26 protein-coding genes are annotated in these 24759 nt (G+C 58.4%); 10 read left to right on the plus strand and 16 right to left on the minus strand.

Annotation, left to right across the window (positions count from 1 at the left end):
- Positions 1-4: 4 nt before the first annotated feature.
- Together rho and ACR0LI_RS11550 are read right to left on the minus strand one after the other, a co-directional pair.
- A complete protein-coding gene (rho, locus tag ACR0LI_RS11545) occupies positions 5-1276 on the minus strand; it encodes a transcription termination factor Rho (RefSeq protein WP_171635359.1) in 1272 nt (423 codons plus the stop codon).
- Between the two features lie 122 nt (positions 1277-1398).
- Positions 1399-1848: a CopD family protein gene (locus ACR0LI_RS11550; protein ID WP_171171524.1), complete on the minus strand. Its 450-nt coding sequence runs from the start codon at positions 1846-1848 to the stop codon at positions 1399-1401.
- Between the two features lie 404 nt (positions 1849-2252).
- Between ACR0LI_RS11550 and ACR0LI_RS11555 the strand changes: the two genes are divergently transcribed.
- Genes ACR0LI_RS11555 through dnaQ form a run of 4 tightly spaced genes read left to right on the plus strand, consistent with a single transcriptional unit; the run spans position 2253 to position 4987 of the window.
- Positions 2253-2852, plus strand: coding sequence for a Maf family protein (locus ACR0LI_RS11555; protein WP_152459616.1), 600 nt, complete (start codon positions 2253-2255; stop codon positions 2850-2852).
- Positions 2849-3682 carry a shikimate dehydrogenase gene (locus ACR0LI_RS11560; RefSeq protein WP_171635358.1) on the plus strand — a complete coding sequence of 278 codons (834 nt, stop codon included), beginning with the start codon at positions 2849-2851 and terminating at the stop codon, positions 3680-3682. Before ACR0LI_RS11555 ends, ACR0LI_RS11560 begins: the two co-directional genes overlap by 4 nt.
- Positions 3679-4272, plus strand: coding sequence for a dephospho-CoA kinase (coaE, locus tag ACR0LI_RS11565; protein ID WP_480718541.1), 594 nt, complete (start codon positions 3679-3681; stop codon positions 4270-4272). Before ACR0LI_RS11560 ends, coaE begins: the two co-directional genes overlap by 4 nt.
- On the plus strand, positions 4265-4987 hold the full coding sequence (gene dnaQ, locus ACR0LI_RS11570; protein WP_171724000.1) for a DNA polymerase III subunit epsilon: 723 nt from the start codon (positions 4265-4267) through the stop codon (positions 4985-4987). The genes coaE and dnaQ overlap by 8 nt, the downstream gene beginning before the upstream one ends.
- 24 nt (positions 4988-5011) lie before the next feature.
- Here dnaQ and secB read toward each other — a convergent pair whose 3' ends face one another.
- Positions 5012-5512, minus strand: coding sequence for a protein-export chaperone SecB (gene secB / locus ACR0LI_RS11575; protein ID WP_152459620.1), 501 nt, complete (start codon positions 5510-5512; stop codon positions 5012-5014).
- Between the two features lie 54 nt (positions 5513-5566).
- Positions 5567-6067 (minus strand): FxsA family protein, encoded by a 501-nt coding sequence (locus ACR0LI_RS11580; RefSeq protein ID WP_152459621.1) that lies wholly within the window; start codon positions 6065-6067, stop codon positions 5567-5569.
- 108 nt (positions 6068-6175) lie between these two features.
- Between ACR0LI_RS11580 and ACR0LI_RS11585 the strand changes: the two genes are divergently transcribed.
- Genes ACR0LI_RS11585 through ACR0LI_RS11595 form a run of 3 tightly spaced genes read left to right on the plus strand, consistent with a single transcriptional unit; the run spans position 6176 to position 8459 of the window.
- Positions 6176-6835 (plus strand): Tim44/TimA family putative adaptor protein, encoded by a 660-nt coding sequence (locus ACR0LI_RS11585; RefSeq protein WP_480718542.1) that lies wholly within the window; start codon positions 6176-6178, stop codon positions 6833-6835.
- A complete protein-coding gene (gene mltA, locus ACR0LI_RS11590) occupies positions 6832-7872 on the plus strand; it encodes a murein transglycosylase A (protein WP_480486190.1) in 1041 nt (346 codons plus the stop codon). The genes ACR0LI_RS11585 and mltA overlap by 4 nt, the downstream gene beginning before the upstream one ends.
- A complete protein-coding gene (locus tag ACR0LI_RS11595; protein WP_171723997.1) occupies positions 7872-8459 on the plus strand; it encodes a Smr/MutS family protein in 588 nt (195 codons plus the stop codon). The genes mltA and ACR0LI_RS11595 overlap by 1 nt, the downstream gene beginning before the upstream one ends.
- On the opposite strand, the gene ACR0LI_RS11600 is transcribed toward ACR0LI_RS11595, so the two are convergent.
- From ACR0LI_RS11600 to hslU, 3 genes are all read right to left on the minus strand, one after another.
- Positions 8456-9676 (minus strand): MFS transporter, encoded by a 1221-nt coding sequence (locus ACR0LI_RS11600; protein WP_480718543.1) that lies wholly within the window; start codon positions 9674-9676, stop codon positions 8456-8458. The two genes, ACR0LI_RS11595 and ACR0LI_RS11600, sit on opposite strands and share 4 nt — an antisense overlap.
- Positions 9673-10803, minus strand: coding sequence for an alpha/beta hydrolase (locus tag ACR0LI_RS11605; RefSeq protein WP_480718544.1), 1131 nt, complete (start codon positions 10801-10803; stop codon positions 9673-9675). The genes ACR0LI_RS11600 and ACR0LI_RS11605 overlap by 4 nt, the downstream gene beginning before the upstream one ends.
- A 68-nt stretch (positions 10804-10871) precedes the next feature.
- Complete coding sequence (hslU, locus tag ACR0LI_RS11610; protein WP_171723995.1) at positions 10872-12179, minus strand: ATP-dependent protease ATPase subunit HslU; 1308 nt, start codon at positions 12177-12179, stop codon at positions 10872-10874.
- Between the two features lie 199 nt (positions 12180-12378).
- Here hslU and ACR0LI_RS11615 point away from each other — a divergent pair, with 199 nt between their 5' ends.
- Positions 12379-12780 carry a DM13 domain-containing protein gene (locus ACR0LI_RS11615; protein ID WP_209834389.1) on the plus strand — a complete coding sequence of 134 codons (402 nt, stop codon included), beginning with the start codon at positions 12379-12381 and terminating at the stop codon, positions 12778-12780.
- A 106-nt stretch (positions 12781-12886) separates the two neighbouring features.
- The gene (locus ACR0LI_RS11620) at positions 12887-14128 is read left to right on the plus strand and encodes an MFS transporter (RefSeq protein WP_171635340.1); all 1242 of its coding nucleotides are present in this window, start codon (positions 12887-12889) and stop codon (positions 14126-14128) included.
- Here ACR0LI_RS11620 and hslV read toward each other — a convergent pair.
- Positions 14120-14677 carry an ATP-dependent protease subunit HslV gene (gene hslV / locus ACR0LI_RS11625; RefSeq protein ID WP_171635337.1) on the minus strand — a complete coding sequence of 186 codons (558 nt, stop codon included), beginning with the start codon at positions 14675-14677 and terminating at the stop codon, positions 14120-14122. The genes ACR0LI_RS11620 and hslV overlap by 9 nt on opposite strands.
- Before the next feature lie 197 nt (positions 14678-14874).
- On the opposite strand from hslV, the gene ACR0LI_RS11630 reads away from it, so the two are divergent.
- A complete protein-coding gene (locus ACR0LI_RS11630; RefSeq protein WP_171635335.1) occupies positions 14875-15069 on the plus strand; it encodes a DUF1127 domain-containing protein in 195 nt (64 codons plus the stop codon).
- A 61-nt stretch (positions 15070-15130) separates the two neighbouring features.
- Here ACR0LI_RS11630 and ACR0LI_RS11635 read toward each other — a convergent pair whose 3' ends face one another.
- The 8 genes from ACR0LI_RS11635 to tsaE form a co-directional block, all read right to left on the minus strand.
- On the minus strand, positions 15131-15493 hold the full coding sequence (locus tag ACR0LI_RS11635) for a Lin0512 family protein (RefSeq protein WP_210093120.1): 363 nt from the start codon (positions 15491-15493) through the stop codon (positions 15131-15133).
- Positions 15490-15840, minus strand: coding sequence for a Lin0512 family protein (locus tag ACR0LI_RS11640; protein WP_210093119.1), 351 nt, complete (start codon positions 15838-15840; stop codon positions 15490-15492). The genes ACR0LI_RS11635 and ACR0LI_RS11640 overlap by 4 nt, the downstream gene beginning before the upstream one ends.
- Positions 15841-15914: 74 nt before the next feature.
- Entirely contained in the window at positions 15915-16286 is a 372-nt protein-coding gene (gene trxA, locus ACR0LI_RS11645) for a thioredoxin (RefSeq protein WP_348539528.1), read from the minus strand.
- A gap of 9 nt (positions 16287-16295) precedes the next feature.
- On the minus strand, positions 16296-19652 hold the full coding sequence (gene addA / locus ACR0LI_RS11650; protein WP_480718545.1) for a double-strand break repair helicase AddA: 3357 nt from the start codon (positions 19650-19652) through the stop codon (positions 16296-16298).
- Positions 19649-22573 carry a double-strand break repair protein AddB gene (addB, locus tag ACR0LI_RS11655; RefSeq protein ID WP_480718546.1) on the minus strand — a complete coding sequence of 975 codons (2925 nt, stop codon included), beginning with the start codon at positions 22571-22573 and terminating at the stop codon, positions 19649-19651. Before addB ends, addA begins: the two co-directional genes overlap by 4 nt.
- The gene (locus tag ACR0LI_RS11660) at positions 22566-23252 is read right to left on the minus strand and encodes a nucleotidyltransferase family protein (protein WP_480718547.1); all 687 of its coding nucleotides are present in this window, start codon (positions 23250-23252) and stop codon (positions 22566-22568) included. Before ACR0LI_RS11660 ends, addB begins: the two co-directional genes overlap by 8 nt.
- Positions 23249-24253 (minus strand): aminoglycoside phosphotransferase family protein, encoded by a 1005-nt coding sequence (locus ACR0LI_RS11665; protein WP_480620637.1) that lies wholly within the window; start codon positions 24251-24253, stop codon positions 23249-23251. The genes ACR0LI_RS11660 and ACR0LI_RS11665 overlap by 4 nt, the downstream gene beginning before the upstream one ends.
- Positions 24250-24723 carry a tRNA (adenosine(37)-N6)-threonylcarbamoyltransferase complex ATPase subunit type 1 TsaE gene (gene tsaE / locus ACR0LI_RS11670; RefSeq protein ID WP_480718548.1) on the minus strand — a complete coding sequence of 158 codons (474 nt, stop codon included), beginning with the start codon at positions 24721-24723 and terminating at the stop codon, positions 24250-24252. The genes ACR0LI_RS11665 and tsaE overlap by 4 nt, the downstream gene beginning before the upstream one ends.
- Between the last annotated feature and the right edge of the window lie 36 nt (positions 24724-24759).

Here is a 24759-nt window from a genome sequence, read left to right on the forward strand (position 1 = left end):
AGTGTCAGGTGTTCATGGAATCGAAGAATTCGCTGTTTGTCTTTGTCTGCTTTAACTTGGACAACAAGAACTCGATTGCGTCGGTCGTGCCCATCGGGTTGAGGATACGCCGCAAAACGAAGGTCTTGGCCAGATCGCCCTTGTCGACCAGCAGGTCCTCTTTCCGCGTGCCGGATTTCAGGATGTCGATGGCCGGGAACACACGCTTGTCCGCGATTTTGCGATCCAGAACGATTTCCGAGTTACCAGTACCTTTGAATTCTTCAAAGATGACCTCGTCCATCCGGCTGCCGGTATCAATCAGTGCGGTTGCGATGATCGTCAGCGAGCCACCCTCTTCAATATTCCGCGCCGCGCCAAAGAAACGCTTGGGCCGTTGCAGGGCGTTTGCGTCCACACCACCGGTCAGAACTTTACCCGAGGATGGGACCACTGTGTTAAATGCCCTACCAAGTCTTGTGATCGAATCAAGAAGAATAACAACATCTCGTTTATGTTCGACCAAACGCTTGGCTTTTTCGATGACCATTTCCGACACAGCCACGTGGCGCGTCGCGGGTTCATCAAAGGTCGAGGATACCACCTCGCCCTTCACCGAACGCTGCATGTCGGTGACTTCTTCGGGGCGTTCGTCGATCAGCAGGACGATCAGGTAGCATTCCGGGTGGTTGCGCTCGATCGAGTGCGCGATGTTTTGCAGGATCACCGTCTTACCGGTGCGCGGCGGCGCCACGATCAACGACCGCTGGCCCTTGCCGATCGGCGCGACCAGGTCGATCACCCGTGCAGACTTGTCCTTGATGGTCGGATCCTCGATCTCCATCTTCAGCCGCTCATCCGGATAAAGCGGCGTCAGGTTGTCGAACAGGATCTTGTGCCTGGCCTTTTCCGGGTCTTCGAAGTTGATCTTGGTCACCTTTGTCAGCGCGAAATAGCGCTCATTCTCATCCGGGGCTTTGATCTCGCCTTCCACGGTATCCCCTGTCCGCAATGAGTGCTGGCGGATCATCTCGGGTGAGACGTAGATGTCATCCGGGCCGGGCAGATAGTTCGCCTCGGGCGAGCGCAGGAAGCCGAATCCGTCCTGAAGCACTTCAAGCACGCCATCGCCACCAACGGTCCAGCCTTCATCGGCGCGTTCACGCAGGATCTGGAACATCATCTCGCCCTTGCGCATGGTCGAGGCGTTTTCAATCTCCAGCTCTTCGGCCATCGCCAGAAGGTCTTTGGGGCTTTTGGCTTTCAGGTCAGCAAGATTCAGGGATTCGGTTGTCATGATATATACCTTCACCGCTGACAGCGCGGCACGAAGTGGAATTTCAGTTTGGAAGATACGCCGCCCGGACGGGCGTGTTGACCCCTACATAAGCGCAGTGAGGGGCGGAGTCAAACATGCCCTCAGAACTTCAGAACAACCGCTAGAACGATGGCAACCATCAAAACGGTCGGGACCTCGTTCATCATGCGAAACTGTCGCCCACTGAGCGTGTTTCGGCCTTCCAGAAAATCCTTGCGTCGCGCCATCAGCCAGTGATGAAACCAGGTCATGCCGATCACGGCAGCGCCCTTGACCCAAGGCCAGCTCCAGTCCCATCCCACGATGCCCGGCGTGAACACCATGATCAAACCACAAACCCACGCAACGATCATCGCGGGTCTCATGATCACACGCAGCAGCTTTTCTTCCATTTCAAAGAAAATGTCCTGTGCGCCTTCGACGGCCTGCGCCTTTTCGACGTGATAGACGAACAACCTGGGCAGGTAGAACAGGCCGGCCATCCACGAAATCACCGCCATGATATGGAGTGACTTCACCCATGGGTACAAAGTGAACAGAAGATCGGTCATTTCGGCTCCGGGCGTTGTTCGGGACCCTCCCTAATAAAAAAATAAGAAAAGAAAAAGGATGATGGTTTTGTAGGGTGAGTAAAATCCGTGGATTACTTTTTTACACAAGTGTTTTCCCCAGGTGGACAGAGCACGGAATTTTTCAGGTGATTCTGTTGGCTGATATTTTTATTATTTAAAATCAATAGTTTAATAACAGTATTCCTTGTTCCGCTTGGGGATAACTGGTAGGAGAATTTGGGATATCGGGGTTTTCCAGAGAAACCGACTTATCCTTGTCCGGACGGGATGAGATTTGAGCGACTCTGGGATCTCTGGCGCGAAATCCCCGGGGTTGCGTGTCAACCGGAAAACCATACAAAGCACCCCTGAACTCTCAATGATTTGCGCACGGGGTTTTCCACATGTCTGTCCCCATTCTTCTTGCTTCCGGGTCCGCCATTCGCGCGCAGCTGCTTGAAAATGCAGGCGTACCGTTTGTGGTTCAAACCGCGCGCGTGGATGAAGAGACGGCCAAACGTGCCCTGCTGGCTGAAAACGCATCACCACGGGACATTGCCGATACACTCGCAGAAATGAAGGCGCGGAAGGTCAGTGACAAAAATCCCGGTGCCATGGTCCTGGGATGCGATCAGGTTCTGGATTTTGACGGTCAGCTGATGTCAAAGCCGGAAACCCCCGAACAGGCGTTGGCCCAGCTGAAAGCCATGCGAGGCAAGCGTCACATGCTTTTGTCCGCAGCGGTGATCTATCAGAATGCTCAGCCGGTCTGGCGGCATGTGGGGCAGGTACGATTGCGGATGCGGGCCAGTTCCGACGCCTATCTGAAAGATTACGTCGCGCGAAACTGGGACAGTATCCGCCACGCCGTCGGAGCTTACAAGCTGGAGGAAGAAGGTGTCCGCCTGTTCGCCACCATTGACGGCGACTATTTTAACGTTTTGGGTATGCCCCTGTTGGAGCTGCTCAACTTTCTGGCTGTCAAAGGGGTAATCGATCAATGACGGACTATCGGGTTCCTTTGGCCGGTGTGATTGGACATCCCATTGGTCACTCACGATCCCCCAAACTGCATGGTCATTGGCTGAAGACATACGGTCTTGCCGGTCATTACATCCCGATGGATGTGGCACCCGCCGACCTGGAAACTGTGCTGCGCACCCTGCCCAGGGCGGGTTTTGTCGGCGCCAATGTGACCGTTCCCCACAAGGAAGCCGCCTTGAAGATCGCGGATCATGCGTCTGACCGCGCAACAGTGATAGGTGCGGCGAACACTCTGGTGTTTCGTGAAGATGGCTCGATCCACGCGGATAACACTGACGGGTACGGGTTCATGGAGAATCTTCGCACTGGTGCTCCGGACTGGAATGCAAAGGACGGACCGGCTGTTGTCTTCGGGGCCGGAGGGGCCGCGCGCGCCGTGTTGCAGGCATTATCTGACGCGGGTGTTCCGGAAATCCTGCTGACCAACCGAACCCGCGCCCGTGCGGATCATCTGAAAGAGGAATTCGGTCAACGTATCCGCGTGGTGGATTGGGTTCAGGCCGGAAATGTCATCGAAAACGCAGAACTCGTGGTGAACACCACCTCGTTGGGCATGCAGGGCCAACCGGAATTGCGGGTTCCGCTTGATGGGTTGCAGCCCGGTGCCGTGGTGACGGATCTGGTTTATGCGCCATTGAAAACCCGCTTGTTGCAAACCGCTGAACAGGCAGGATGCACCGCAGTCGATGGGCTGGGCATGTTGCTGCATCAGGCAGTGCCCGGTTTCGAACGCTGGTTCGGCGTGCGCCCCGAAGTTGATGCTGATGCGCGTGCGGCGGCCTTGGCATGAGTTTTGCGCTTGGCCTGACCGGTTCCATTGGCATGGGGAAAAGCACAACGGCGCAGATGTTCGTCGAAAAAGGTTGTGCCTTGTGGGATGCGGACGCGGCGGTGTATCGCCTGTATTCCAGGGGGGGCGCGGCCGTTGGCCCCATGGAACGATTGTTTCCGTCGGCCATTCAGGACGGTGCGGTCAACCGGGAGGCGCTAAAACAGATAATTGCCGCCGATCCTGCTGCGCTGAAGGCCATCGAAGCCATCGTCCACCCTCTGGTCGCTGCTGACCGCGCAGCATTTCGTGAAGCCGCGACAAACGACATCTTGGTGTTCGACATTCCGCTTTTGTTTGAAACGGGCGGTGACGCGGCGATGGACGCGGTGGCTTGTGTTTCGATCCCGGCCGACGAGCAAAAACGGCGTGTCATGGAACGGGGCACAATGACCGAGGCGCAGTTCGAGCAAATCCGCGCCAAGCAGATGCCGAATGAAGAAAAATGCGCGCGGTCGGATTACGTCATCGTGACCGACACGCTGGACCACGCCCGCGCGCAGGTGCAGGATGTGGTCAGGCAGATACGGGCGGGGATGGCAGATGCGTGAAATTGTACTCGACACCGAAACCACGGGTTTCGATCCCGAAAGCGGTGATCGGATCGTGGAAATCGGCGCCGTTGAACTGTGGAACCACGTCGCAACGGGTGAGACGTATCACGTCTACATCAACCCCGAACGTTCGATGCCGGAAGAGGCATTTGGCGTGCATGGCATCGGCCCGGACCTGTTGGAAAACCCACGCCCGCCCGAAAAGGGTGAAGTGACGCTGAAAGACAAACCGGTTTTTGCCAAGATCGGTCACGCTTTTCGCGAATTCGTCGGCGATGCGCGGCTGGTGATCCACAATGCATCTTTCGACATGAAGTTCCTGAATGCCGAACTGAAATGGATGGGTGCCCCGCTCATCCCGATGGAACAGGCGCTGGATACGCTGGCAATTGCGCGCAAACGGTTTCCCGGCTCTCCGGCCTCACTGGATGCGCTTTGCCGTCGCTTCAATATCGACAACTCGAACCGTGTACTGCACGGCGCGTTGCTCGACTCTGAAATCCTGGCCGAGGTTTATCTTGAGCTGATCGGAGGACGACAGCCCGATTTTGGACTGTCAACATCTGCATCATCCGTGGCAGGCGGCAGCGATGATTGGCGACCGGCACCACGAGCAACGCCACTGCCGTCTCGTATTACCGAGGATGAACGCGCGGCACATGATGCATTCATAGAAAAACTGGGCGACAATGCCCTGTGGACCCGCACCTGAACCCGTCAGGCACGGGCCGAACCCTCAGGCGTCTGTCTTCTGGGACTGTTCGGCCTGACGACGCATCAATTCGTTGCGGTACAGGGCGACGAAATCGATATTGTCCAGATTCACCGGTGGGAAACCGCCGTCGCGAGTGATGTCGCTGACGATGCGGCGCAGGAACGGGAATAGCATCCGCGGGCATTCGATCATCAGGAACGGGTGCAGCTGGTCTTCCGGCACACCTTCCACGTGGAACAGGCCGCAATAGTCCAGTTCACACAGGAACAGAACGTCTTCCAGGCCTTTGGCTTTGGATGTCAGGTTCAGCTTGATCGACACTTCGAACTGGTGGTCAGCCGGGCGCTTCTTGGCGTCCAGATTCACCTGAACCGCGATTTCGGGCTGTACGTCACCGGAAACACCCTTTTGGGCCATCACGTTCTCAAAGGACATGTCGCGGATGAACTGCCCCAGAACGCGCATCTGAACTTGCGGGGCGGCTTTGGCCGCAGTGTTTTCTGCAGCTTTTTCTTCGGCCATGGATCTACTCCAAAAATGAAATTCGCCACTGCTTATCAAGTTGGGCGCGGCACCTCAATGCCGGTGGGGGCCTTCCACCCATTTAGACGGCTTTGACGGATCATTTTTCGGGCGGACCTCGGTAAAGTCGCCATCTATGATATCACCCTGATCGAACGGGTTTCCACGAGATTGAAAACCGGGGCCTTGACCCATCTGAAACTGGGTAACGGTGACTTTCGATCTGAGATACCTGAAAACCGCGACCCGCACGCCGGGAACAAGCAACGCAAATCCAATGGCATCAGTAAAGAATCCAGGTGTAAGCAACAAAGCGCCCGACAACAGGATCATCGCACCATGGGCCAGCGGCTCGGTCGGGTCGTCCAGTTCGGCAAACGACCGTTGCAGGTTTCCCAACGCCATGCGACCTTGTGTCCGCACCAAAACAGTGCCCAAAACCGCCGTTAGCACTACGATGGCAAGGGTTGGCCACAAGCCGATCAACCCGCCAACCTGAATAAACAGCGCGATCTCGATGATGGGCACCAACAAAAATGCCAAGAACAGATACATTTGCGTTATCCTTTCCCTTAGGCCGGGCTGTGGACTTGCCACCTACGGTCACCTACATAGTGGCATGAGGCCGCGTATACAAAGCCGCGGTTCTGAAAAGAGGATGAAATGAACGAACCCATGATCCAGTTGCTGGTCCTGGCCGGAATTGCCGTTTTCCTGATCCTGCGCCTCAAGAGCGTGTTGGGCACGCGTGAAGGTTTTGAGAAACCGCCTGTGCAGCAGCAGCCCGAAGCGCATAAGTCGCGCCGCGATTTCGAAGTGATCGAAGGCGGCCCGGATCATGACATCACAGACCATGTCCCGGAAGACAGCGAGCTGGCACAGACGCTGGCGGCGATGAAACGCGTTGAACCCCGTTTTTCCGTCACCGAGTTTGTTCAGGGTGCCCGCGGTGCCTATGAAATGATCGTGATGGGGTTTGAGAAGGGCAACCTGGACGAAATCCAGCCATTCCTGTCGGAAGAAGTTTTTGAATCCTTCGTTGCGGGCGTCGCCGCACGAGAAGATCAGGGCCTGACGATCGAGGCCGAGTTCATCGGTGTCCGAGAGACGACCCTGACGGATGTGAAATTCGACAAGGATACCAATCAGGCCGAGATCACCATGAAATTCGTGGGTGAACTGACTTCGGTCGTGCGGGATCGCGGTGGCGATATCGTCGAAGGCAGCCCCAACACCGTGAAACGCCAAAAGGACAGCTGGACCTTTGCCCGTGTGATGGGCAAGGACGATCCGAACTGGCTGCTTGTTGCCACGGACGCATGATTGCCACGCTCCGGTCGCTTTTACTGGTGGGTGCAATGACCACTGCCAGCGCTGCCGGGGCCGAGGCAACGCGATCCATTCTGTCGTTCGATGATCTGCGTGGCTGGGCCGAGGATGACCACGGTGCAGCCCTGTCCGTTTTTCTGAACACCTGCGGGGATCTGAAGGATCCCGATTGGCGGGCCCTGTGCGGTGTGGCAAGAACCTATGATGCCGAAGCGGCACGGTCGTTTTTTGAGCTCTTTTTTCGCCCTGTTCTGGTCGAGGATGGTGAGGATGCCCTGTTCACGGGGTATTTCGAACCCGAACTTGATGGTGCGCGTACCCGGACGGATCGTTTCAAATACCCCATCTACAAGATGCCGCCCGAGGCCCGCGCTGAGGGGCCCTGGCTGAGCCGACGAGAAATCCTGACCAGTGATGTCATGCAGAGCCGCGGGCTTGAGATTGCCTGGGTCGATGACCCCGTAGAGTTGTTTTTTCTGCAAATCCAGGGTTCGGGCCGCGTTCGATTGCCGGATGGCGGCGCTTTGCGCGTCGGGTATGGCGGTGCGAACGGGCATCCCTACAGGTCAATTGGCGTGGAACTGGTGCGGCGCGGCATTCTTGGCGCGCATGAGGTCAGCGCGCAGATGATCCGCGCCTGGGTGCGCAAAAACCCCGAGGCCGGCGCGGAACTGCTTCTCCACAACCCATCATACGTGTTTTTCCGCGAAGTTTCACGTGTCGCGCCCGAGCTTGGGCCGTTGGGCGCCATGAACCGATCTGTCACGACGATGCGCAGCATTGCGGTCGACCCGGCCTATACCCCGTTGGGCGCGCCGGTTTGGGTGGAAAAAGACGGCAAGAAACCGATCCGCCGCCTGATGATCGCGCAGGATACAGGTGCGGCCATCAAAGGCGCGCAGCGGGCCGATATCTTTTTCGGAACGGGGGACGAAGCCGGTCATGCCGCGGGTAAGCTGAAGGATCCGGGTCGGATGGTGCTGTTGCTGCCCATCCAGCGTGCCTATGCCCTGTTGCCGGATGAATTCTGATGACCCGGCGCAAACTGACAAGCGAAGAGATCGAGCTGTGGCGCAAGGTCGCCAAACAGGCCGAGAGGCTGCACCCCGAGATTCCGCAGACGATCCATCCGACCTCTTTGCCGAAACCCAAGCCCAAGAAAACGCCGAAACCCCGTTTTCAGGCATTCGAACTTGGACAGGCCCATCAGTCGAAACCGAAACCGAACGACCTGAAGCCTTCGGTGACGGATGCGTTGCGCAATGCACCGGTTCAGATGGACAACAAGGCCTTTGGCCGGATGAAGCGCGGCAAGCTGAAACCCGAAGGCAAGCTGGATCTGCACGGTATGCGGGTGGCTTCGGCCCATCCGGCGCTGATCCGATTCATCCTGAGCGCGCAAGCACAGGGTAAGCGTCTGGTTCTGGTCGTGACCGGCAAAGGCAAGGATCGGGACGAGCCCGGTCCGATTCCGACGCCGCGCGGTGTTCTGCGAAATCAGGTTCCTCATTGGTTGTCGATCCCACCGCTGGCGCAGGCGGTGATGCAGGTCACGCCGGCTCATATAAGCCACGGCGGAGACGGGGCGTATTACGTGTATCTCAGGCGCGTGCGCTAAAGGTCGTGACGGGCGCGGGAAATACCGACCCAAACAAGGCTGCATACCAGCACGAAGAACAGGCCAATCCAGAAAAACTGAACGCTCAGCGGGATACCAAGGTCAATCAGAACGCCGGTCAGACCGGGACCGATGGCTGACCCCAGTACCATGACAGCCGCAGCCAACGCCTTGATGGCCCCGATATGCCGGGTCCCATAGAATTCTGCCCAGAACGCGCTGGGCAACGTGCTGTTCGCTCCGACCGTCAGGCCAAGAAACACCAACCCGATCGTCGCGCCGCTGATTGATTCAGTCATACCCAGAACCACAAACCCAACCGCCATCGGAAGCTGATAGAATGGCATGATGCGCGCGGTGCCCCACTTGTCCAATGCCCAGCCCGCAGCAAACATCGACAGCAGTGATACTCCGGTAAAGACCGGGAACAGAGCGACCAGTTGGATATGCTGCCAGCCTTTGACCTCGGCGAAATAGACCTGATGGAAGAAAAACGCGGTGATGAATGCCGATGGCGCAAGCACGGCGGGCACCATGAACCAGAACAAGGGGTCAAACAGCGCGTCGCGACGGCTCCAGTGGCGACCCTGCATCCCAATGGCAGAGGATTCGCTGGCAAGGCTTTGCGGTGTTCGTTCCTCGCGCAACAGCCGCAACAGAACGGGAATTCCCAAGGCGGTCATCCCCGCCGCGACGACCCACAGCCAACGCCAGTCCAGGTAAACCATGGCTGCAACAAAGATCAGGGGCAGCAGGGCCTCACCGATGGCATAGCCGATGGATGCAATGGAAAGCGCCTTGCCCCGCGTGACCGTAAACCACCGCGCCATGGCGACCACGGCCAGATGTGTGCTCATCCCCTGACCCAGCAGGCGAAGCAGAAAAATCACCACTGGCAACAGGAGCAGCCAGGTATTCAGCGCCATGGCAAGGGCGGCTAGGGCCAACCCAGCCAGAACCGCCGGACCCAGCACCCGGACGCGAAAGATATCCGTCAGCCCTCCGGCCCAGATCATCACGATGGCCGACAGGGTTGTGCCCAATGTGTATAGCCCACCCCACGCACCGTGGCCGAGGCCGAATTCCGCGCGGATTTCACCGGCAAAGATCGAGATGAAGAATGTTTGCCCGAAGCTGGATAAAAACGTCAGAAGAACGCCAGCGCCAAGCCAGGTGGCATTGTCCAGAAGATACCGACGCAGCTTGAACCGCGTCACGGAGTGGTAACCTGTGCCTGCCCGGTTTCCGTCAGAACAATTTCAGTGGCTCCATCTGGATTGCGCTCGCTAGGTGGTACCAGAATATCAATGGCTGGTCGGTCTTCCCGCCCGAAGGTATTGTTGACCCGCCGCAATGAGTTGAGGATCGACAACAAAGCCGGAGAGGTCGCGGCAACGAAATGCGAGGATGCGGCATCACTGTTGAAAGCAGTCGTGTCGATCACGCTGATCGGGAATTCCTCGAGCGAGTCAACCGAACTGATGTTCCCCAACCGCTGGCCCTCATCCGTGCCACGCAAGCGGCCCGAGATGTTCAGAATCTTGTCCTTTTGGGACACCATTACGATGAACGGATCGGGGGGGTTGTCGATACGTTTCATCTGCGATCGAAACAGATCAAGATCAAGATCAGGCGAGATCAGAACGACCCCTTCGATGTTTCGCTTGGCCCAGCCGGGTTCCTGCAATTCGGTTTGCCGTATCATCTCCATCGTCAACGCACCGCCCATGGAATGTGCGACCAGAATAACGCGTTTGACACCCATGGTTTTCAGTTCGCGGATGGTCTGTTCCAACCCGTCGCGGGCGAACAGCATACTGTCCAGATCATAGGCATATCCATAGCCCGTCGCGCGGCTGGGCCAGGAATACACCAGCGTTGATCCGGGGAGGCCGATGTCATGTGTCAGCTGCGCCGCGCGGAAGATCGTTTCGGTCTGGGTCGAATTGTAGCCGTGCACAAAGATAGTGACATCATCCTGTCCTCGCAGGTGTTTGCGCAGCCCCTGCGGTCCATCCAACTCGGTCACGTCCGCCAGAACGAATTCTTTCCGCGGATTCGGGTTCGCGTAGGAGAAGCGGAGCGTACCCGGAGTATGTGTGGGTGGAATAGAAACCGTCGTTTCCAGGAACCTGAGCGTTTCACCGCGTCGGAATCCATAGGAGCCATCGGCCTCACGCGCGCGGGTCGTGCTTGCGAAGATGGTTTCAGGTGTTCCGATGTTCACGGCACCGGGCACGACCTCGGACACCGTCCGGTCGACACAGGCGCTGAGCGAAAGGCATATGAACAGAATGACGAAATATCGCAGCACGGGCCAGACCTCGGGGTGACTTGTGCACACGCTATCCTATTCCTGCGCGACGTCCAGCATGGCAAGACCAAAACAACGGCAAAAAACGGCTGGCCGTGTTACAAAACGTAACGGCTCAGATCAGAGGACTTGGTCAATTCACCAAGATTGTCGCTGACGAACTGTGCATCAACGGTGATCTCCGAACCGGCTTTGTCCGGTGCAGCGAAGGACAGTTCTTCGAAAACCCGCTCCATGACCGTGTAAAGCCGCCGCGCGCCGATGTTTTCGATGCTCTGGTTCACGTCAGCTGCAATCTTCGCCAATGCCGCGATGCCGTCCTCGGTAAAACTGACGGTCACGTCTTCGGTGCCCATCAACGCCGTGTATTGCAAGGTCAGGGCATTGTCGGTTTCGGTCAGGATGCGCACGAAGTCTTCTTCGGTCAGGGCGCGCAGTTCGACACGGATCGGCAGGCGCCCCTGCAATTCCGGCAACAGATCCGACGGTTTGGCGATGTGAAACGCACCCGAGGCGATGAACAGGATATGGTCGGTTTTGACCGGACCGTGCTTGGTGCTGACGGTGGTTCCCTCGATCAAGGGCAGAAGGTCGCGCTGCACGCCTTCCCGGCTGACATCGCCGCCGCGTGCGTCAGAGCGGGCGCAAACCTTGTCGATCTCATCCAGAAATACGATGCCATTCTGTTCGACGGAGTCCAGCGCGGTGCGGGTGACGGTTTCATCATCCAGCAGCTTGTCGGCCTCTTCCCCGATCAGCGCATCATAGCTTTCGGCGACGGTCATGCGTTTCTTGACGGTCCGTCCGCCAAAGGCCTTGCCGAAGATGTCGCCCAGATTCATCATGCCCATCTGACCACCCGGCTGCCCCGGAATGTCGAACATCGGCATCGGGTTCGTGGTGTCGGACAGTTCCAGCTCGATCACCGTGTCGTCCAGTTCGCCGGCTTTCAGCTTTTTGCGGAACATCTCGCGCGTGCCTTCGCGCGCATCCGCGCCAGCAATGGCTTCGATCACGCGGTCTTCGGCGGCCTGATGCGCTTTGGCCTTGACGTCTTCGCGCATGAACTCGCGGGTTTGCAGGATGGCCGCATCCGCCAGATCGCGCACGATCTGTTCCACGTCTCGGCCGACATATCCGACTTCGGTGAACTTGGTGGCCTCGACCTTGATAAACGGCGCGCGGGCCAGTTTGGCCAGACGGCGGCTGATTTCGGTCTTGCCGACGCCGGTGGGGCCGATCATCAGGATGTTCTTGGGATATACTTCCTCCCGGATGTCGTCCGGCAATTGCTTGCGGCGCCAGCGATTGCGCAGGGCGACGGCAACGGCACGCTTGGCGTCCTTCTGCCCGATGATGAAGCGATCCAGTTCCGAGACAATCTCGCGCGGGGTCAGGTCGGTCATGTTAAATTCTATCCGTTTGTTTCGCAACGGAACCTAATCATAAGACACAAAAACACAAGCTGATCACGGAAAACTCACACCAACTCACACGTAGCACACGGAAATTGGCGGCGATGTGAATCGTCACGGGACGGTGTGTGCCCCATAGTCTTGCGTGACGGGCAGGTCGCCCGCGACATTCATATGGAGATACCTTATCATGATGACTCGTCGTTCGCTTTTTGCGAAAGCTGCCGCCACGGGCGCTGCTCTTGCTTTGGTTGGCACCCGGGCTGCTTTGGCCGGAGGTGCCAAAAAGAAAGGCACGTTTGAAGGCAGGTCGAACCACATCACCAGCGGATCGGTGAAGCTGGTCAAGGACGGCGAGCGTTACATCGTCGAGTTGGGCGATGATTTCTCGCTGGACGGCGGCCCTGACCCACGGGTGGCCTTCGGGAAAGATGGGACCTATGCGCCCGACACCAAGCTGGGCGCGCTGTTGAACTTGACCGGCAGCCAATCCTATGCTGTTCCGCCGACCATGGATGTTTCTGGCTACAATGAGGTGTACATCTGGTGCGAGGTCGCGGGTGTGCCGCTGGGTGTTGCGTCGCTGAAGTAATTCTTTCGGTCAGCGGCCGGGTCCTCCGGTTGCTGACGCACCGTTAGGTAACAAAGTCGTCGTCTGTTACACTTGTCCCAAGGCATTGGAGCCGGGGACGAATTTAATGACGAAAATTGCCAAGATTACCCTTCTGTTTGTGGTGTTTGTGGATCTGATCGGACAGGGGCTGGTCTTTCCCATCATCAACTCGCTGATCATGGAAACGAAATCCGGGTTTCTGCCCGAAAACACGCCCGAGGGGCGCAGGCATTTCTATTACGGCCTCGTGATCGGGTGCTTTTTCCTGTCGTGGTTTTTGGGCGTTGTCTATGTCTCGAAAGTATCGGATTCGATCGGGCGCAAGAACGCTTTGCTGGTGTGCCTGGGCGGTGCTCTGGCCGGTTATGCCCTGACCATTGCCGCGCTTTATCTCAACAACCTTCTTCTGCTGATCGTCGGGCGTTCGATCACCGGATTCACTGCGGGCAACCAACCCATTGCGCAAGCGGCGATGATCGACGGCAGTACTGACGCGACAGACCGGGACCGGAACATGGGCTATATCGTGACGGGCGTCAGCTTTGGTCTTGTGGGCGGGCCGATCATCGGCGCGGTCTTGTCTGACGCCGCCCTGCTGGGCGGCTTCGCCACGCTGAGAACGCCCTTTTACGGCGCATTTGTCCTTGTGCTGATTGCAATTTTTCTGGTCCTGTTTTTCTTCCAGGATACCCGAACGGATCGCGCGCCCTTTGTTTTCCGTCCCCGTGACATAACAGACAGCCTGATGGCGGTGCGTGGTCATCCGATGGTGTTGAAGATCCTGCCGGTCTATTCGTTCTTCATGATCGCCAATGTCACCTTCTACGTCTTTGTCGACAATTTCCTGACCAGCGCCTTCGGATACGGAGTCATCGGCGGCAGCGTGGCGATGGTCGTCATCGGTGTGGCGCTGGCCTTCTCCAGCACGTTTTTGGTGAAACCCGCGCAGGAGAAATTCAGCAAACATGCGATAATCCGCACATCGCTCATCGTCATGGTGATTTGCGGCTTCGCGTTCGCCTTCAGCCCAAGCGGCGTGTTCAGTTATGTGCCGGTCTTTTTCTTCTATTTCCTGTTCGGAATCGCCTACCCCACCATGCTTGGGCTGTTCTCTTCCAGCGTCAGCGAAGCGGATCAGGGCTGGGTCATGGGTGTGACCACTGCCGTGTTCTGCCTTGCGGGCGGGATCATGTCGCTGATCGGGGGCGGATTGATGAGCATCGATATCCGCGTGCCCTATTACATCGTCATCATCGCAGCGATCATTGGCCTGATCGGCATGCATCGCCGCTGGAAAGGCAAGGAGATCTCGGCGCTGTTAGCCTGAGATCGTCTCAACCGTCAGCTTGCCATTGGTATAGACACAGATATCGGCCGCGATGGCCATTGCCTGACGCGCGACCTCTTCCGCCGACTTGTCACTGTCCATCATCGCGCGGGCAGCGGCCAGGGCAAAATTGCCCCCGGATCCGATGGCAGCCACGTTGTGTTCAGGTTCCAGTACGTCACCCGCCCCGGTGATCACGAACATGTCCTTGCCGTCCGTGACGATCAGCATCGCTTCGAGCTTTTGCAGGTATTTGTCGGTGCGCCAGTCTTTGGCCAATTCCACAGAAGCACGGGCAAGTTGGCCCGGTGTCGCCTCGAGCTTGGCCTCCAGCCGTTCCAGCAACGTGAAGGCGTCGGCCGTCGACCCGGCAAAGCCGGCGACAACTTCGGACCCTCCGGGAGACAGGCGACGCACCTTGCGGGCCGTGCCCTTGATCACGGTTTGACCAAGGCTGACCTGCCCATCACCGGCTATGACGATCTGACCGTCTTTCTTGACGCCAATGATCGTTGTGCCGTGCCAACCGGGAAAGTCGTTGTCTGCCATGATCGTCTCCGTTTTCGCTGGCGGTATATATGGGCTGGGTCGCAGGTTGGCGCAACCCGTTCTTCAGTTGCTTAAAAGATATGCAAAAAACGCATTCCGGGGTTACCGGACCAGCAATTGTGAGTCCGGGCATGCAGGACTACATGAGGCTCGCAACCGACAACGGGTCGGCTGTTTCTTCACAAAGGACCGCGCACATGGCAACCACAGCTAACATTCATGCGCCGCTCGGAGCAGCTACCATCCTGCACGTAGTGGACGCGTTCACCAATGTCGTCAACACCGTTGTCGAATGGAAAGAATCCCGTAAAACCCGCAAACTCCTGTCGGAACTCAGCGACGCCCAGCTTGACGATATCGGCCTGAGCCGCGCAGACATCGCCGATTTCTGATGTTCCCGCAGATCGCCAATTCATGACAGCCGCACGGATTTCCGAGCGGCTTTTTCTTTTTTTAGCCCTGAACGTATTTTCCGGAAAGATCAGGCAGAAAAGCCTCGATCGCCGCAGTTGCAACCACGTGCCGCGTTCCCGCTTCTTCGTCGACAACGTCAAGCCCACCTTTGACTGCACGAACCTCGGCCCTGCCCCGCGGCAGATCCGAGGCAACCAGATCGCAATCCACCTGTTCAGGATCCTGCACGCCGATCGTGACGCTGACGCGCATTTCGGAATGGTCGATCCCCAGTTTTGAAAACAACGTAATAGATGAATGGTGCAAAGCGTCCTGCACCGCGCGGCGGGCTGCTTTGGTATAGTCCCGGCCATACAGGTCGTTACCTGTTCCCATCTCCAGAATGATGCGTTTTTCACTCATTGTGTGGGCTCCATGTCGAAGGAAACGATCAGGGCAGCGTTGGCGATGACCGTGTGCCCGTCACTGTGGGGTTTTGCGATGTCCAGCCCGCCTTTGGTGACAGTGATATTCGGATGACCATAGGGAAAGACAGCTTTCAACGCTTCGGTGTCCACCTGATCCGGCTGCTGAACCCCAATTTCGGCATCAATGATCATCGCCTCTTTCGGAAACCCGAACAGTTCCGCCATGTTGACCGAGTTGTGCCAAAGCGCATCCTTGATCGCCCGCAGTGACGCCTGGGTATAGTCCATCCGGCGCAGGGATGTGCCCATCCCGAATTCCACAAGGACCCGCGTTTTTGCCATTGGTGTCTCCGATGTCTTCAATAGAAAAGGCGCCCCGATCAGAGGCGCCTTCGAGATAATCTGTTAGGACCAGATCAGATGGATTCGTCGATCCAGCTTTGCAGGGCGGCTTTGGGCGCCGCGCCCGCGCGGTTGGAAACGACCTGACCGTCCTTGAAGATGAACAGCGCGGGGATGCCACGCACACCCATGGCGGCGGCAGAGTTCGGGTTGCTGTCCACATCGACCTTGGCGATTTTGACCTTGTCGCCATACTCGGCCGCCAGCTCTTCCAGCGCGGGGCCGATTTGCTTGCAGGGGCCGCACCATTCGGCCCAGAAATCCACGACCACGGGAACGGTCGAATTCTTGACTTCGGCGTCAAAGGTGTCGTCGGTTACGGCTACGGTCGACATATTCTGTCTCCTGAATGGGGTAAACTTGGGAACAGAACGTATGTGCCGCATCGGGTAAGGTCAAGATATCCGGGTGCGGGCCAAAGCATCTGTCACAAGATCGTGTGGCAACCACATCAGCCGCGCCGTGCGGGTCCACAGAATGGCGGTACGAATGCTGCGATCCGGATAGATCTGCGCCAGCGCCTGCGCGTATGCCCCCATCTGTCGCAACAGGCCTTCGGGGCAGTCTTCCGCGCGGTCTGGAACGGTGGCATTTGATTTGAAATCAATCACATGCACTTCCGATTCCGATAGGATTAGACGGTCAACAACCCCATGCATCCGCTGCCCGTTCAGAGCGGCTGTAATGGGCACTTCGGCCAACGTGTCAGGCGCGAAGACCGGCTGCAAACCTTCCGCTTTCAGCACAGTTACGGCTTCGCTCAATATCTCTTGCCGGTCCGTTTCGTGCATATCGGGCAGCAACCGCGTGCAAAGCTCTGGCCAAAGGCCTTTCTCGGCGACGGGAAGGTGTTCCAGCAACAGGTGCAGGCGGGTTCCGCGCAGTTTGGCCGCATCTTCATCCAGGCCGGCATCGCCGGGCAACGCCTTTGGGCCGCCCAGATCCGAAGGGCTGAGCGTGCCGGCAGGCGCAACCGGATCCGGTGCAGGGTGTTGGAACATGTCCGGCAATTCGACTTGCCGAACGGCAGTGTTCGGTTGATCGATCAAGGGCAGCGCGTCCCAATCCCCGTGGGACAGGCGGCAGATATCGGTACCCGGCACCTGAGCGGCCCCGGCCCGATCCATCGCCGCCTCGACCATCTGATACCAGCTGTTTCCGTCTTTCCCCAAATCACCTGCCGCCGCCACGATCAGCCACTTTTCCGCCCGTGTCAGAGCCACATATAGCAGCCGAAGCCGTTCGTTTTCCTCACGGCTGCGCGCCTCTTCCCGCGCCTGCGAGATCAGGTTTGGTGATGCGTCCGCCGACACTTTCCACAGGGGTGTTCCGCCGGCCAGCATGATCTCTGCGTCACGCGGAGGCTGGCGCTTGCCGGTATCCGGCAGGATGACGATCGGCGCCTCCAACCCTTTTGAACCATGAACGGTCATCACCCGGATTCTGTTGCCGACGCCGCTCATCTGTCGTTTGATCTCCAGATCGTCGGTCTGCATCCAGACCAGAAATCCCGTTAGGCTGGGGATATCCGTTCGCTCATAGGCCAGCGCCTGCGACAACAGCGCGTTGATACCGTCTTCGGCTTCCGCCCCCAACCGCCCCAACAGCTTGCGCCGTCCGTCATGGCGGGTCAGGATACGTTCGATCAGATCATAGGGGCGCAGAAAGTCGATCTGGCTGCGCAGATCATTCAGCACAGACAGTGTTTCCGGAAACTCTTCCGCGCGGTTGCGCAGTGCGGCCCAAAGGAACTGTTCCTTTCGACGGTGCGCCAGATCGAAAAGCTGCTGTTCGGACCATCCGAACAAGGGGGATTTGAGAACCGTCGCCAGAGACAGGCTGTCTTCGGGCGTGGCCAGAAAGCTGAGCAGGGCCGCAAGATCCTTGACTGCCAGTTCAGCGCCCACTTTCAGCCGATCTGCTCCGGCGATGGGCAGGTGCAGCGCCTTGCAGGCACGGATGATCTCGGCAAACAGGTCCGAGCGGCGTTGCACGAGGATCAGAAAATCCCCCGGCTGCACTTTTCGACGAACGAATCGGCCGGATTTGCCATCTTCCGGGATCGTCTCGTCCCGTTCGATCATGTCTTTGATCGACTGTGCAACTTTCTCGGCCAGAATGACGGTGTGATGCCGTGCGCCCGGACGATCGACCGGATCGGTCCAATCCCCGTCTTCGGCATCCGCAACTTTTTCGACAACGGGCCAAAGATCAACACGACCCGGCAGATCGGCCTTGAAAGCACGGTGCTGACTGTCCTTGTGAAACCCCGCATCAGAGCGGTTATCAAACAGGATATCGACCACGGTCAGGATCGCGCTGGAGGATCGGAACGAGTATTCCAACGTCGAATCCCACAGTTTAGAGCCTGATTCAGCCAGTTTCCGGCCAAACTCTTCCTGCATTCTGTCAAAGGCCTGTGGATCGGCGCCCTGAAAGGAATAGATCGATTGTTTCTTGTCGCCGACGACGAAGATCGTGCGCTCGACCCCGGATCGGGCCCCTTCCCCGCTGGTGAATTCCTGTGCCAGTTTCTCGATCACGTCCCATTGATCGGGGCTGGTGTCCTGCGCTTCGTCCACAAGAATATGATCGATGCCACCGTCCAGTCGGTACAGCACCCATTCGGCCACTGCCGGATCGTTCAACACCTGCCGCGCGCGCAGGATCAGGTCGTCGAAATCCAGCCAGCCGCGCAATTGCTTGCGCCGTTCGTATTCCGGCAGGAAGGCTGCGGCAAAGCGGTGCAGAACCGCGGTTTTCTGCGCCGCGACCAGCGCCAGACGTTGTTCACGCGCGGTTTCGATCCGCTGCATGAAGGCCTCGATCTGCGGCATCCGGTCGGCCAACACACCTTCGCGCAGGGGTTTGGTGGGAAAAGCGTTGAGTTTGGCCGTGAAGGGTTCCTTTGCGCCCTTCCCTGTCAGAAACACGCTTTCCAACATGGGTAGATGTATCAATCTGGCTTCGTTGAATGCGGCCAGTTTTGCAGCGGCCTTGGCATTGTTGCCTCCGCTTTCGGTCAAAGCGGGCAGTATGGACTGGATGAGTTCGACTTCGCCACCAAGAAAAACACGGGCAAGCAGCGCTGTTTCGTCAAAACCGGCGGGCAGACCGAAGCGTTGCAGCAGATCGGACCATTCGAGCGGCTGCGCAAAAAGACTGCGTTTTTGCGTGATCGCAGCGGTCAGTTTATCAAACCCCGTGTCCGTGACGAACCGGGCCACATCTTCAATCAACCCGGCCTGCGGGCCTGCGGCTAAATCCTCGACAATTTCCTCTTGCAGCAAGGCTGCTGCGCGGTCTTCCATTTCGGTGAACTGCGGGCTAACGCCAGCCTCCAGCGGAAAGCGTCGCAACAATGACGCGCAGAACGAGTGGATGGTCTGGATTTTCAGACCACCCGGCGTTTCGATGGCGCGGGCAAACAGGGTGCGTGCTTGCGCCAACCGGTCCGAGCCGATTTCGCCGGGTACACCAAGGTCGGTCAGCTCCTCCAACAAGGGGGTATCATCCAGCATGGCCCATTTGCCAAGGCGCTTGAACAACCTGTTCTGCATCTCGCTGGCGGCGGCCTTGGTGTAGGTCAGGCACAGAATGTGCTGAGGCTGGACCCCGCCCAGCAGCAGACGCGCCACACGGTCGGTCAGAACCCGGGTTTTGCCGGACCCGGCGTTGGCCGCCAGCCAGGTCGAGGCATCGGGGCGCGCGGCCTGTACCTGCCGTTCGGTTGCGTCGTTGCGCGGGCTCATGTCAGATCCTCGGGGTATGTTTCCGATGTCCGGTCCCATTCGCCGAACCGCGCCAGGTGATCATAATCACCCATATCCGTATCCTTGTGCAGCATGCGCCGGGACGAAAACCCCTGATCAGGCTCTAAATAGGCGGAAATCAACTCTTTCAGTTCGGCAAGAACCTTGTCGGTCGGTTCTTTCGCCAGGGGCGCCGCAACCTCCTTATAGCTGCCACCCATACCGATGAAGATGGCTTCGGCCACGCTTGTCGGGTCAAGACCCTCAATCCCGCCCTGCTCGGCCATGGCCGCCTCGATCAGCAACTGCTTGTCAAATTTGGATTGCTGGCTTTCCGTCGGTGGTGCGCCGGTTTTATAGTCGATGATGCGCAACGCGCCCCGGCTGTTGCAATCGATTCTGTCCGCGCGCCCGACAATGGTGAAATCCAGGGCGCGCAGCGCCAGTTTCATCACCGCCTCAAACGCCACGGGGCCACCATCCTTCCGGCGCGCGAGCTCTGCCCCGAGGAAATCATCCGCGATCCGCTCAAGCCGGGCCAACCACAGTTTACGGGCCGTCGGCCAGGCGACGTGTTGATCCAACAGAGCATGCGCCCGTTTCAGGAAATTGTCCCGCGTCAGCAAAGCGCTGTCGAGGACGCTGTCCTTGATGAAATGCTCGAGGATTTCGTGAATCACAATGCCTCTCAGCAAGGCATCGGGGGCCTGTACAAGCGGATCTAGCGGTTTCAGCCGAAGCACATGTTTGGCGTATATCGCGTATGGATCGCGGATCAGCCTCTTTATCTCGGTCACAGACAGACGGCGCGGACGTGCGGCGGCCGGTGGGCGCGGAGAAGGACGCGGTGCGGGGTCGATCGGCGGCGCATCTTCCAGTGCCTCGGACCAGTTCAACCATTTTTCGCCGTGAGCGCGCATTTTGGCCAGAGCTTCGGGGCCACCCTGACCCGGCAAACCCTGCAAAAGGTTGGTCAGTCGGTTCAGCCAGCGCGACGGAACCGTCTCGGCATCATCCGAGCGGATCGCGCGGGTCAACCATACTTCGGGTGCGCCGATGGCCTGCTGGAAGTCATGCGCAGACAGGCCGATCCGGCGTTCGGGAAGCAACAAGCCGGCTTTGTCACGCATCTGCCGGTTCAACCAGGGATCGGGCGTTGGCGCCTCTGGCCAACTTCCTTCATTCAACCCGCCAAGGATCAGCAGGTCGGCGCCCTGCACCCGTGCCTCGAGCGTGCCCCAGATCATGATATGCGGATGCGGCGCATCCCGGTCACGAACCTCTTCACCCGCAAGGAGAGCACCCAGCAGATCGGCAAAGTCATGGGCCGTCATCAGGCCGCCATGCTGCGCCTCGGCCCTGAGAGAATTCAGCACCTCCAGCGCCTTTTGGCCTGCGTTTTTGTCCCACAGAGTACCTGTTTCACCCGTGCTGCCGGCCGAGATCGCCTCGGCCAGTGTCATCAAACGCTCCACCCAGTCTGCGAGGTGTAGCTCACTGGTGATCTGCTGGTCGCAGAAATGCTGCACGACCCATTTCACCCAGCTTTCCTGGGCCTCTTTACGCACCGCAAAAGCCGCAAGGCTTGCACTGTCAGGAAAGGGCGGGCCGTGACGGCGCAGGTCAAGTTCCAGGTCACGCGTGTGTAACAAATGAATTCCGCGGTCACCGCCGTCATGACATAGCGGATGCTTCAAAAGGGTCAGCAGCGCCTCGCCTTCCAGACGGCGTGTGAACAGGTTGGCCACATGGCGCAGAAAACGTCCCGGCGGGGAAAGTTGTAGCGGCAGGCCCGCACTGTCGTCCGGCACGATGTTCCACCGATCCAGCGCGGCGCTGACCTGGCGGGTCAACATGCGATCCGGCGTGATCAGAGCGGCGGTCTGTTCTGTTTCCGCCGCTTGCCGCAGGCGCAGGGCGATGGCCAATGCCTCGGCGCGAGGCGATTGAGCCTCGACCAGCGTCAGGCCGTCGGTTGCGCCTTTTATATCGGACAGTCCGGGGCCTTCGGTCATCCAGGCGTCAGTGACGGGCGCCGGACGTAAAGATAGTGATATCAAGCGGTTACGCGAGGGTGAGGGGGCCGATAAGTCCGTCCATGGGGTGATCTGACCCGGTGCAAGTTCCAGCGCGCGCATCAACTTGCGGAAACGGTATTGTGGGTGATCTTCAGACGTCAACGCATCATCCAACCCCTGCCAAATGTGATCCGGCTGGTCGAAATCAAATCCGGGCAGCACCAATGCCCCTTGCGGCAGGCGCGCGATGGCTTCCATCAACATCAGGGTGGTGCCACGGGACCCGGTAGAGCCCGCCAGAATGACCGGGTGTTGCGGGGGGGCAATCTGCCATCGCGTGATCAGGTTTTCGACCACGCGGCGCTGGCGGGCCTGTGCATCCATCGTCTGCCTGCCGGTGTCGATGAATTTATCAGCGATGCCGATAAAGGCTTGTGCCCGCGACCAGTGTCCGGACATGTCGCTGACGTCCAGCTGCCGGATCGCTTCGGGCGATACGCCTTCGCCCTGCATTTCGTCAATCAGCGCGGCCAGACTGTCGGACAGGTCAAAGATCGATGACCGGGCGGCAAGGTCCGGCTGTTGCTCCAGCAGTTTGGACACAAGCTGAGTCAACTCAAGACGCCGCCGCAGAGGCGGGATAGCAGGCGGGATCCGCGCCAGATCAACCCTTTCACCCAAGTCCGTCACCAACGAGAGACGGGGCAGAAGGCAAGGTGGCCCCTGATTGAACAGATCGCGGACGCGCCGTTCCATGCGTCGTGTGTTCAGCACCAACTCTACCCGCGCCAAAGCGTCGGGCGGGCCCGAACAGCGCTGCCGCAGGCCATCGACCAATGCCTTGGGGAAATCCGTGCCGGGAGGCACGGCAAATACACGGGGTAAGGTGCCGGATTCAAACATCAGCCAGCAAACCCTCGGCCAGCGCGATGCCTTCCGGACGACCTACATCGCACCAGCGTCCCGGGTATTCGACCGAAAAAAGCCGACCTTGATCAAGCATCTGGTTCCAGAGCAGGTTGAGTGAAAACGCAGTTTGCGAGAACGAATGCAAACCCTGGGCCCTGAGGATCTGGGCCCCGCCGTAAACCAGACCAGGACCGCGCGTGATCCGTCCATCTTTTCCAGCGGTGAAATCACCCGATCCAATATGACCAACGGTTCGCGCAACTGGAACACACATCAGCAGCGCATCCATACGACCCGGGTCCCAGGCGTGCTGCAACAGGGTCAAAGGGTTTGGTCCGGACCAGATCGCGTCCGTGTTCAACGTGAATACGGGGTCGGTGCCCAGCATCGGCAAAGCTGCCCGCAATCCGCCACCTGTTTCCAGAATTTCAGGGTCTTCCCGAGACAGCAGAACGCCCTTGGGGCCGAGATGCGCCGCGAGTTGATCAGCGTGATAATGCAGGTTGGCAACGGTACGGACGGGATCAAGATCTTCGACAAGACCCAGCGCATGATCAATCAGTGGTCGCCCCGCCACTTCGATCAATGGCTTGGGCCGGTCTTTGGTCAGCGCGCCCATTCGGGTGCCGAACCCGGCTGCGAACAGCATTACGGCAAATGGCGATCCGGTCATTGCGTTCTCAACTTGGCCAGGTTTTCCGGTGTGGGTCTGGGCAAAGCTTCGTGCAGCAGGGACGCCACCGAAACCAGGGCAGGGTGATCCAGATCGCGCATCAGATGTGCCCAGACGGCCGGGATCATGTCCACATAGTGAGGCTTGCCATATTCCGTCGCCAGACGTGCGAAGACGCCAAGGATACGCAGGTTTCTCTGGGCCCCCAAAACACTGTAGGCCGTGCGGAATTCATGGTCGTCCATACCTGACGCAGAGATATAGTGGTTGATCATCTGCATTTCGATCCCGGCCGAAACATCTCGGCGTACATCCTGTAGCAGAGACACCAGATCGTAGGCCGGGTGCCCCAGCATGGCCAACTGAAAGTCCAGCAACCCGACGCGCTTCACGCCTTCGCGCTGCGGCAGCCACAACAGGTTTTCTGCGTGATAATCCCTGAGAATGACCACTTTCGAACCGGATGTTTCACGATGCAGGATATCCGCGAACCGGTGCTCGAATCGGGACAGGGCGTCTTCATCACATATTCCCAGGATACCGGCCGCATACTTGGTGAAAGCCAATGCCGCCAGTTCGGTCATCAGGGACGGATCATAAGACGGCAAGGCAAGAGAAGGCGCCCGATGCAGGTGGAGCAGCACGTCGGTGGCGGCGCGGTACAATTCGCGCTCTTTGCCCGGGTCTTTTTTCAGGACGCGCGCAAAAAGGTCATCACCCAGATCTTCCAGCAACAGAAAACCGTACTGGGCATCTTCGGCGTAGATTTCCGGCGCGCTCAGACCAACCGATCGGAGGTATTCGGCGACCCGCACAAAGGGTTCAACATTATCACTTTTTTCAGGTGGCGCGTCCATCAAAACCGCAGTGCGCCCGTCGGTTGGATCAATCAACCGTTCGTATCGGCGGTTCGAGGCATCGCCTGCCAGTGGCGTACGTGTTGCTCCGGCCCAGGGTGTTTGTGCAATCAGGGCCTCGGCCAGGACCGTCCTGTTGGTCATGCAGTTCTCTCCAGTTTTTCCGCCCATTTCGGAGCAGTCCAAGACAGGGTCACACAGCGGAAATCGATATTGTTAGGGTCTATTTCAAAGGTCAACGTCAACGCACCTTGGGGCGCCAACGGGCCCAGCTTGTCCGGCCATTCCACAAGGCAGATTGCCGTATCGAAAGCGTCCGTCAGGCCCAGTTCGTCAACTTCTTCGGCCGCGCTCAGACGATACAGGTCGCAATGCCATATTTCCCCTGATGGCGTGTCGTAAGCCTGGACCAAAGTGAAAGTTGGCGAGGGCACATCTTCGGGTTCTGCCATCAATGACTGAATGAGGTTGCGCGCGAAATGCGTCTTGCCGCTGCCGATCGGGCCCTGCAGCAGAACAACATCGCCCGGGCGCAGTGATGTTCCCAGTTGGCGTGCGAAAACTGCGGTTTCTTCGGGCGATTTGAAAGTCAGAGATCGGGCGGTCTGTGTCATGCCGCCACAATGGCCTTGCGCCTGACCGGCTGCAAC

Source organism: Ruegeria sp. CL7 (assembly GCF_056536445.1).

Excerpts from the sequence above, each read along its gene's own strand:
- rho (WP_171635359.1), bottom strand. The coding sequence starts at position 1,276 with ATGACAACCGAATCCCTGAATCTTGCTGACCTGAAAGCCAAAAGCCCC.
- ACR0LI_RS11550 (WP_171171524.1), bottom strand. The coding sequence starts at position 1,848 with ATGACCGATCTTCTGTTCACTTTGTACCCATGGGTGAAGTCACTCCAT.
- ACR0LI_RS11555 (WP_152459616.1), top strand. The coding sequence starts at position 2,253 with ATGTCTGTCCCCATTCTTCTTGCTTCCGGGTCCGCCATTCGCGCGCAG.
- ACR0LI_RS11560 (WP_171635358.1), top strand. The coding sequence starts at position 2,849 with ATGACGGACTATCGGGTTCCTTTGGCCGGTGTGATTGGACATCCCATT.
- coaE (WP_480718541.1), top strand. The coding sequence starts at position 3,679 with ATGAGTTTTGCGCTTGGCCTGACCGGTTCCATTGGCATGGGGAAAAGC.
- dnaQ (WP_171724000.1), top strand. The coding sequence starts at position 4,265 with ATGCGTGAAATTGTACTCGACACCGAAACCACGGGTTTCGATCCCGAA.
- secB (WP_152459620.1), bottom strand. The coding sequence starts at position 5,512 with ATGGCCGAAGAAAAAGCTGCAGAAAACACTGCGGCCAAAGCCGCCCCG.
- ACR0LI_RS11580 (WP_152459621.1), bottom strand. The coding sequence starts at position 6,067 with ATGTATCTGTTCTTGGCATTTTTGTTGGTGCCCATCATCGAGATCGCG.
- ACR0LI_RS11585 (WP_480718542.1), top strand. The coding sequence starts at position 6,176 with ATGAACGAACCCATGATCCAGTTGCTGGTCCTGGCCGGAATTGCCGTT.
- mltA (WP_480486190.1), top strand. The coding sequence starts at position 6,832 with ATGATTGCCACGCTCCGGTCGCTTTTACTGGTGGGTGCAATGACCACT.
- ACR0LI_RS11595 (WP_171723997.1), top strand. The coding sequence starts at position 7,872 with ATGACCCGGCGCAAACTGACAAGCGAAGAGATCGAGCTGTGGCGCAAG.
- hslU (WP_171723995.1), bottom strand. The coding sequence starts at position 12,179 with ATGACCGACCTGACCCCGCGCGAGATTGTCTCGGAACTGGATCGCTTC.
- ACR0LI_RS11615 (WP_209834389.1), top strand. The coding sequence starts at position 12,379 with ATGATGACTCGTCGTTCGCTTTTTGCGAAAGCTGCCGCCACGGGCGCT.
- ACR0LI_RS11620 (WP_171635340.1), top strand. The coding sequence starts at position 12,887 with ATGACGAAAATTGCCAAGATTACCCTTCTGTTTGTGGTGTTTGTGGAT.
- hslV (WP_171635337.1), bottom strand. The coding sequence starts at position 14,677 with ATGGCAGACAACGACTTTCCCGGTTGGCACGGCACAACGATCATTGGC.
- ACR0LI_RS11630 (WP_171635335.1), top strand. The coding sequence starts at position 14,875 with ATGGCAACCACAGCTAACATTCATGCGCCGCTCGGAGCAGCTACCATC.
- ACR0LI_RS11635 (WP_210093120.1), bottom strand. The coding sequence starts at position 15,493 with ATGAGTGAAAAACGCATCATTCTGGAGATGGGAACAGGTAACGACCTG.
- ACR0LI_RS11640 (WP_210093119.1), bottom strand. The coding sequence starts at position 15,840 with ATGGCAAAAACGCGGGTCCTTGTGGAATTCGGGATGGGCACATCCCTG.
- trxA (WP_348539528.1), bottom strand. The coding sequence starts at position 16,286 with ATGCGGCACATACGTTCTGTTCCCAAGTTTACCCCATTCAGGAGACAG.
- addA (WP_480718545.1), bottom strand. The coding sequence starts at position 19,652 with ATGAGCCCGCGCAACGACGCAACCGAACGGCAGGTACAGGCCGCGCGC.
- addB (WP_480718546.1), bottom strand. The coding sequence starts at position 22,573 with ATGTTTGAATCCGGCACCTTACCCCGTGTATTTGCCGTGCCTCCCGGC.
- ACR0LI_RS11660 (WP_480718547.1), bottom strand. The coding sequence starts at position 23,252 with ATGACCGGATCGCCATTTGCCGTAATGCTGTTCGCAGCCGGGTTCGGC.
- ACR0LI_RS11665 (WP_480620637.1), bottom strand. The coding sequence starts at position 24,253 with ATGACCAACAGGACGGTCCTGGCCGAGGCCCTGATTGCACAAACACCC.
- tsaE (WP_480718548.1), bottom strand. The coding sequence starts at position 24,723 with ATGACACAGACCGCCCGATCTCTGACTTTCAAATCGCCCGAAGAAACC.